This is a genomic window from Delftia sp. RIT313, from assembly GCF_000632165.1.
Lineage (GTDB): Bacteria > Pseudomonadota > Gammaproteobacteria > Burkholderiales > Burkholderiaceae_C > Comamonas > Comamonas acidovorans.
The window spans coordinates 22,187-30,266 of the sequence record NZ_JFYT01000078.1; the positions used below are offsets into that span (position 1 = coordinate 22,187).

Annotated in this window: 7 protein-coding genes, 1 tRNA gene and 1 pseudogene; all 9 read right to left on the reverse strand. The window is 61.0% G+C overall.

What is annotated here, in order from left to right:
• Positions 1–22: 22 nt before the first annotated feature.
• Positions 23–4,135 (reverse strand): DNA-directed RNA polymerase subunit beta, encoded by a 4,113-nt coding sequence (gene rpoB, locus BW39_RS23130; protein WP_013800272.1) that lies wholly within the window; start codon positions 4,133–4,135, stop codon positions 23–25.
• Positions 4,136–4,411: 276 nt separating this feature from the next.
• Positions 4,412–4,789: a 50S ribosomal protein L7/L12 gene (gene rplL, locus BW39_RS23135; RefSeq protein WP_012202441.1), complete on the reverse strand. Its 378-nt coding sequence runs from the start codon at positions 4,787–4,789 to the stop codon at positions 4,412–4,414.
• Between the two features lie 37 nt (positions 4,790–4,826).
• Positions 4,827–5,354 (reverse strand): 50S ribosomal protein L10, encoded by a 528-nt coding sequence (gene rplJ, locus BW39_RS23140; RefSeq protein WP_012202440.1) that lies wholly within the window; start codon positions 5,352–5,354, stop codon positions 4,827–4,829.
• Positions 5,355–5,580: 226 nt separating this feature from the next.
• On the reverse strand, positions 5,581–6,276 hold the full coding sequence (gene rplA, locus BW39_RS23145; protein ID WP_013800271.1) for a 50S ribosomal protein L1: 696 nt from the start codon (positions 6,274–6,276) through the stop codon (positions 5,581–5,583).
• The gene (gene rplK / locus BW39_RS23150; RefSeq protein WP_012202438.1) at positions 6,277–6,708 is read right to left on the reverse strand and encodes a 50S ribosomal protein L11; all 432 of its coding nucleotides are present in this window, start codon (positions 6,706–6,708) and stop codon (positions 6,277–6,279) included.
• A 140-nt stretch (positions 6,709–6,848) separates the two neighbouring features.
• Positions 6,849–7,433 carry a transcription termination/antitermination protein NusG gene (nusG, locus tag BW39_RS23155; protein WP_012202437.1) on the reverse strand — a complete coding sequence of 195 codons (585 nt, stop codon included), beginning with the start codon at positions 7,431–7,433 and terminating at the stop codon, positions 6,849–6,851.
• Positions 7,433–7,816: a preprotein translocase subunit SecE gene (secE, locus tag BW39_RS23160; protein ID WP_012202436.1), complete on the reverse strand. Its 384-nt coding sequence runs from the start codon at positions 7,814–7,816 to the stop codon at positions 7,433–7,435. The genes nusG and secE overlap by 1 nt, the downstream gene beginning before the upstream one ends.
• 86 nt (positions 7,817–7,902) lie before the next feature.
• Positions 7,903–7,978 (reverse strand) — tRNA-Trp (locus BW39_RS23165).
• A 9-nt stretch (positions 7,979–7,987) separates the two neighbouring features.
• Positions 7,988–8,080, reverse strand: a pseudogene (locus tag BW39_RS30610) (hypothetical protein); the annotation flags it as partial.

An 8,080-nucleotide genomic window follows, 5' to 3' on the forward strand; every position in this document is an offset into this window, starting at 1 on the left:
AGACTCTTTCCCTTTTCAATATTTAAGAACGCTCAAGCTCGATGTCGAGGCCCAGGGAGCGGATTTCCTTGACCAGCACGTTGAACGACTCGGGCATGCCTGCCTCGATGGCGTGCTCGCCCTTGACGATGGATTCGTACACCTTGGTACGGCCCACCACGTCGTCGGACTTCACGGTCAGCATTTCCTGCAGCACATAGGCGGCGCCGTAAGCTTCCAGCGCCCACACTTCCATTTCCCCGAAACGCTGGCCACCGAACTGGGCCTTGCCGCCCAGCGGCTGCTGCGTCACCAGAGAGTACGGACCCGTGGAGCGGGCGTGCATCTTGTCGTCGACCAAGTGGTGCAGCTTCAGGTAGTGCATGTAGCCGATGGTGGTCGGACGCTCGAAGCGGTCGCCGGTGCGGCCGTCATACAGGTAGGCCTGCGTGCGCGACTCGGTCAGTCCCTTGCGCTGGGCCAGTTCCTCCGGATATGCCAGATGCAGCATGTCCTGGATTTCCTGCTCGGACGCACCGTCGAACACCGGCGTGGCAAACGGCACGCCCGTGGTCAGCGCCTGCGCCATGGACACGATCTCCTTGTCGTCGAGCTGCGTCAGGTCTTCCTTGCGGCCGCGCGAGTTGTAGATCTCTTCCATGAAGGTGCGGATCTCGGCGGCGCGGGCTTCCTGCTGCAGCATGTCGCCGATGCGCTGGCCCAGGCCCTTGCCGGCCCAGCCCAGATGCACTTCCAGCACCTGGCCGATGTTCATACGCGAAGGCACGCCCAGCGGGTTCAGCACGATGTCGGCAGTGGAGCCGTCGGCCATGTAGGGCATGTCCTCGACCGGAACGATCTTGGAGACCACACCCTTGTTGCCGTGGCGGCCGGCCATCTTGTCGCCGGGTTGCAGGCGGCGCTTGACGGCCAGGTAGACCTTGACCATCTTGAGCACGCCAGCGGGCAGCTCGTCGCCCTGGGTGAGCTTCTTGCGCTTTTCTTCAAAAGCCAGGTCGAAACTGTGGCGCGTCTGCTCCAGCGAGTTCTTGATGGACTCGAGCTGGGTGGCGACTTCGTCCTCTGCAGGACGGATGTCGAACCAGTGGAACTTCTCCACGCCATCCAGGTAGGCCTTGTCGATCTTGGCGCCCTTGGCCAGCTTCTGCGGGCCGCCGTTGGCCACGCGGCCATTGAGCAGCTTTTCGATACGGTCGAAGGCGTCGGCTTCGACGATGCGCAGTTGGTCGTTCAGGTCCAGGCGGTAGCGCTTGAGTTCATCGTCGATGATCTGCTGGGCGCGCTTGTCACGCTGGATGCCTTCACGGGTGAAGACCTGCACGTCGATCACGGTGCCTTGCGAGCCCTGGTCCACGCGCAGCGAGGTGTCCTTCACGTCGGAAGCCTTCTCGCCGAAGATGGCGCGCAGCAGCTTCTCTTCAGGCGTCAGCGTGGTCTCGCCCTTGGGCGTGACCTTGCCGACCAGCACATCGCCGGGCTGCACTTCCGCACCCACGTAGATGATGCCGGACTCGTCCAGGCGGTTGAGCTGCTGCTCGGACAGGTTCGGGATGTCGCGCGTGATTTCCTCGGCACCGAGCTTGGTGTCGCGGGCCATCACCACGAGTTCTTCGATGTGGATCGAGGTGTAGCGGTCTTCGGCCACCACGCGCTCGTTGATCAGGATCGAATCCTCGAAGTTGTAGCCGTTCCAGGGCATGAAGGCGATCAGCATGTTCTGACCGATGGCGATTTCGCCCAGGTCGGTCGATGCGCCGTCGGCCACCACGTCACCCTTGGCCAGCTTGTCGCCACGCTTGACGATGGGACGCTGGTGGATGTTGGTGTTCTGGTTGGAACGCTGGTACTTGATGAGGTTGTAGATGTCCACGCCGACTTCGCCGGCCACGGCTTCCGCATCGTTCACGCGGACCACGATGCGCGTTGCATCGACATAGTCCACGATACCGCCGCGGGTTGCCGTCACCACGGTGCCGGAGTCCACTGCCGCCACGCGCTCGATGCCCGTGCCCACCATGGGCTTTTCGGGACGCAGCACAGGCACGGCCTGACGCGACATGTTGGCGCCCATCAATGCGCGGTTCGCGTCATCGTGTTCCAGGAACGGAATCAGCGAGGCAGCCACCGACACGATCTGTGCGGGCGACACGTCCATGTACTGAACGCGCTCAGCCGACACCAGGGTCGAATCACCCTTTTCGCGCGCCGACACCAGGTCGCCGATCAGGCGGCCTTCGGCATCCAGCTCGGCGTTGGCCTGGGCGATGATGTACTTGCCTTCCTCGATGGCCGACAGGTAGTCGATCTCCATCGTGACCTTGCCGTCGGCCACGCGACGGTACGGCGTCTCGATGAAGCCGTACTCGTTCAGGCGGGCGTACAGGGCCAGCGAGTTGATCAGGCCGATGTTCGGGCCTTCAGGCGTTTCGATAGGGCAGACGCGGCCGTAGTGGGTCACGTGCACGTCGCGCACTTCGAAGCCTGCACGCTCGCGGGTCAGACCGCCCGGGCCCAGGGCCGAGACGCGACGCTTGTGCGTGATTTCGGCCAGAGGGTTGGTCTGGTCCATGAACTGCGACAGCTGCGACGCACCGAAGAATTCCTTCAGGGCGGCCGAAATCGGCTTGCTGTTGATCAGGTCATGGGGCATCAGCGGCTCTTGCTCGGCCTGGCCCAGACGCTCCTTCACAGCCTTCTCGATACGTGCCAGGCCCGTGCGGTACTGGTTTTCGGCCAGTTCGCCCACGCAACGCACGCGGCGGTTGCCCAGGTGGTCGATATCGTCGACTTCGCCCTTGCCATTGCGCAGATCCACCAGGATCTTGACCACGGCCAGGATGTCCTCGTTGGACAGCACCATGGGGCCGGTGGCGCCATCGCGGCCGACCTTGGCGTTGAACTTCATGCGGCCCACGCGCGACAGATCGTAGGTGTCGGCGTTGTAGAACAGGCGCTGGAACAGGGCCTGCACGGCGTCTTCGGTCGGCGGCTCGCCGGGGCGCATCATGCGGTAGATGGCCACGCGTGCAGCGAACTCATCGACGGTTTCGTCGGTGCGCAGGGTCTGCGAGATGTAGGCGCCCTGGTCCAGCTCATTCGTGTAGATGCACTGCAGATCCTGGATGCCGGCGCTGCGCAGCTTCTTGAGCAGGGACTCGGTCAGCTCTTCATTGGCCTTGGCGATGATCTCGCCCGTGTCCGGATCGACGATGTTCTTGGCGACCACGCGGCCGATCAGGAAATCTTCGGGGACGCTGATGAACTTGGTGCCCGACTGCTCCAGCTCACGCGTGTGGCGAGCAGTGACGCGCTTGTCCTTGGCGACCACGACCTTGCCCGACTTGTCGGTGATGTCGAAGCGCGCGACTTCGCCGCGCAGGCGCTCGGAGACGAACTCCATCTGCGCGCCCGAATCCATGAGGCGGAAGTTGTCGTTGACGAAGAAGTTGGCCAGGATCGATTCCGGCGTCAGGCCGATGGCCTTCAGCAGAATGGACACGGGCATCTTGCGGCGACGGTCGACGCGGAAGAACAGCAGGTCCTTGGGGTCGAACTCGAAGTCCAGCCACGAGCCGCGGTAAGGAATGATGCGTGCCGAGAACAGCAGCTTGCCCGAGCTGTGGGTCTTGCCCTTGTCGTGCTCGAAGAACACGCCAGGCGAGCGGTGCAGCTGCGAGACGATGACACGCTCGGTGCCGTTGATGATGAACGAGCCCTTTTCGGTCATCAGGGGCACTTCGCCCATGTAGACCTCTTGCTCCTTGACTTCCTTGACCACCTTGGACTGCGAGGTCGAAGACTCACGGTCATAGATGATCAACTGGACCTTGGCGCGCACGGCGGAGGCGAACGTCAGACCACGGGTCTGGCACTCGCGCACATCGAAAGCAGGCTTGGCGAGGTTGTACTCGACGAACTTCATCTCCACAAAACCGTTGTGGGAGACGATGGGGAAGGCGGAGTTGAAGGCCGCTTGCAGGCCTTCGATGGTGCGTTTTTTGGGGGCTACATCTGACTGCAAGAATGCGGTATATGCATCTTTTTGCATCTGCAGCAGGTAAGGCACTTCGAGCACGCTGTCGCGGCTCCCGAAGCTTTTGCGGATTCGCTTGCGTTCGGTGTAAGAATAGGCCATGAGATCTCCGGGCAAAGACATGAGTCCTGGGTCTGCGACGACTGCCCCACATGGAAAGCTCCCTGCGGGCTTGGCGGTTGGCCACTACCAACCATGGCTGACGGCGATGCGTTGCACATCGCCCGAACCAAGGCATCTTCTGCTGTCGGGTTGTCAGAAGACACTAAAAAACAGACTGTGCTGACTGCTTTTTAGTGTGCTCTATGGATCAGCGCTCCACAAGCGCCAAAGGCTGGAGGCCCTTTTTCGGAGCCTCCAGCCCTTGAGGGGACTGAATTACTTCAGTTCAGCCTTGGCACCGGCTTCCACCAGCTTCTTCACAGCGGCTTCAGCGTCAGCCTTGGCAACGCCTTCCTTGACGTTCTTGGGAGCGCCGTCGACCAGGTCCTTGGCTTCCTTCAGACCCAGGCCGGTGATTTCACGCACGGCCTTGATGACGGAAACCTTGTTCGCGCCGGCTTCGGTCAGCACAACGTTGAACTCGGTCTTTTCTTCTGCAGCAGCAGCGCCGCCAGCAGCGCCGCCAGCAGCGGGAGCAGCCATAGCGGCAGCGCTCACGCCAAACTTCTCTTCAATGGCCTTCACCAGGTCATTGAGTTCCAGGACCGTCATGCCGTCGAGCGCGGTCAGAAATGCGTCTTTATCGAATGCCATTTTGATTTCCTAACAATATTGGTTAACTGCCGCGCGCTCAGGCTGCGACTGCTTCGGCTGCCGGTTCTTCGGCAGAGCCTTCGCTCTTCTTTGCCGCCAGGGCGCCCAGCACAACGGCCGTACGCGAGATAGGCGACATCAGCAAGCCACACAGTTGTGCCAGCAGAACTTCCTTCGAGGGGATGTTCGCCAGTTGCTTCACACCGTTCACGTCCAGGGCCTTGCCTGCAAACGCACCACCGCGGATCACCAGCTTGTCGTTGGTTTTCGCGAAGTCGGCCACCACCTTGGCGGCGGCCACTGCGTCTTCAGAGAAGCCATAGATCAGAGGGCCGGTCATCTGGTCGGCGACAACGTCAAACTGGCTGCCAGCCACAGCACGGCGGGCCAGCGTGTTCTTCAACACGCTCAGGCTCACACCCTTGCTGCGAGCATCAGAACGCAGTTTGGTCATGTCGGCGACCGTGATGCCGCGGTATTCCGCGATCACAAGCGTTTGAGCTTTTGCGGCGAGGCTGGTCACTTCATTGATGACCGCTTCTTTCTCACTGCGATTAAGACTCAAGGTCTACTCCTTCAAATGCGCACTCGGGGCAAGCCCCTCATGCGCGCTCTTGTTGCAGCGACCAACTGTTTTGGAAATGCATCCATCTGCAGCGGGATCGCCATCTGCGTTGGCCCCGGGGGTTTAAGTGCCGCAAGGCACACCAACGGTCTTGGATGACCCGGCGCATCGCTGCACCGGCCCACCACTGAGGCACCCCGAAAGGTGTCTCAAGATTTCTTGGCTATCAGGCCGAGATGGTTTGCGTGTCGACGCGAACGCCCACACCCATGGTCGACGAAACAGCGACCTTGCGCAGGTACAGGCCCTTGCTCGAAGCGGGCTTGGACTTGTTCAGGGCGTCGATCAGCGCAGCCAGGTTGCCTTGCAGCTTCTCGTTGTCGAACGAGCGGCGGCCGATGGTGGCGTGGATGATGCCGGCCTTGTCGACGCGGTATTGCACCTGACCAGCCTTGGCGTTCTTCACAGCCGTGGCCACATCGGGAGTCACCGTGCCAACCTTGGGGTTGGGCATCAGGCCGCGCGGGCCCAGGATCTGGCCCAGCGTACCGACGACGCGCATGGCGTCGGGGGCAGCGATGACCACGTCGAAGGGCATGTCGCCAGCCTTCACGCGGGCAGCCAGGTCGTCCATGCCGACCACGTCGGCGCCGGCAGCCTTGGCTTCTTCAGCCTTGGCGCCTTGGGCGAACACAGCCACACGGGCAATCTTGCCGGTGCCATGGGGCAGCACGACAGCGCCGCGAACCACTTGGTCAGACTTCTTGGCGTCCACGCCCAGTTGCACGGCCACGTCGATGGATTCATCGAACTTGGCGGTGGCAGCATCCTTCACCAGCGCGACTGCGTCAGCGAAAGCGTACAGCTTGGTGGACTCCACCTTGCCCTGGAGAGCCTTTTGCTTCTTGGTCAACTTGGCCATTTACACGCCCTCCACAATCACGCCCATCGAGCGAGCCGAACCAGCCAGCGTACGCACGGCGGCGTCCACGTCAGCAGCGTTCATGTCCTTCAGCTTGGTGTTGGCGATCTCTTCCAGCTGAGCGCGGGTGATCTTGCCGACCTTGTTCTTCAGGGGGTTGGAAGAACCCTTGTCCAGCTTGATGGCCTTCTTGATCAGCACAGTCGCCGGAGGCGTCTTGATGATGAAGGTGAAGCTCTTGTCCGCGAAGGCCGTGATGACCACGGGCAGGGGCAGTCCGGGCTCGACACCTTGGGTCTGGGCGTTGAACGCCTTGCAGAATTCCATGATGTTGAGGCCGCGCTGACCCAGCGCAGGACCGATCGGGGGAGAGGGATTGGCCTTACCAGCTGGCACTTGCAGCTTGATGAAGCCGACGATTTTCTTCGCCATTGAATGCTCCTTGCGGGTATAGCGCCGCCGACCCAACCAACAACAGTTGCAGCCGACAGCTCCCCGGGGGTTAAAAGACTCTTGTGAGAACGCCCTGCACCAAGCCTAAAAATGCAGAGCCAGAGATTGTAAGCGGTAACTCAGGTTTTTTCAACCTGGGCAAATTCAAGCTCGACCGGCGTGGAGCGACCGAAGATCATCACGGAGACGCGCAGACGGCTCTTCTCGTAGTTGACCTCTTCGACAGAGCCGTTGAAGTCCGTGAACGGACCTTCCTTGACACGCACCAGCTCGCCGGGCATGAACTCGACCTTGTGGCGCGGCTTTTCCGTGCCTTCCTGCATCTGGCTGACGATCTTGCGCACTTCCTCTTCGGAAATGGGCGCAGGACGGTTCTTGGCACCGCCCACGAAACCCGTCACCTTGCTGGTGTGCTTGACCAAGTGCCAGGTATCGTCGTCCATGACCATCTCGACGAACACGTAGCCAGGGAACAGACGGCGCTCGGTAGTGCGGCGCTGGCCATTCTTCATTTCCACCACTTCTTCAGTGGGGACAAGAATGCGACCGAACTTGGACTGCATGTCAGAGCGCGCGATGCGCTCGATGATGTTGCGCTCAACCGCCTTTTCCATGCCGGAGTAGGCATGGACGATGTACCAGCGCAGATCCGGATTGGCAGGCGCTGCCCCTCCGTCGTTCACACCCGTTTCGACAGCATCCATTACTTCCTCCAGCCCAAAATCAGGTCGTACAAGACCCACTCAAGCGTCTTGTCCGTGAACCACAGGAACAAGGCCATGATGACGACAAAGCCGAAGACGTACAAGGTCATCTGCATGGTTTCCTTGCGCGTCGGCCAGACGACCTTCTTGACTTCGCGCCAGGCATCCTGGGCAAAGCTCACGAAACGCTTTCCGGGCTCGGAAACAAGGAACGTGCCAGCAGCTGCAGCCAGGCCAACCAGCAGCACCAGCCACTGGACGATGGGGCCTTGCTTGCTCAGCAGATAGAAACCTGCGATCGCAGCAACGACTAAAGCCGCGACTGCGGCAAGCTTGGCTTTGTCAGCTCCGGAGCTGACCGTTTCAACCTGAGTAGTGGCCATAATCCATTTCTAATGCGCATCTTTTGCGCAACGCCAAGACACCGAAGCCCGCTTTGGGGCGGGCTCGTTGCGATTCCACCATCAGGTGGCAGGGGCAGTAGGAATCGAACCTACAACCTTCGGTTTTGGAGACCGACGCTCTGCCAATTGAGCTATACCCCTACGAATCAATTAGGCAATGATCTTGGCAACCACGCCAGCGCCCACGGTACGGCCACCTTCGCGGATAGCGAAGCGCAGACCTTCTTCCATGGCGATGGGGGC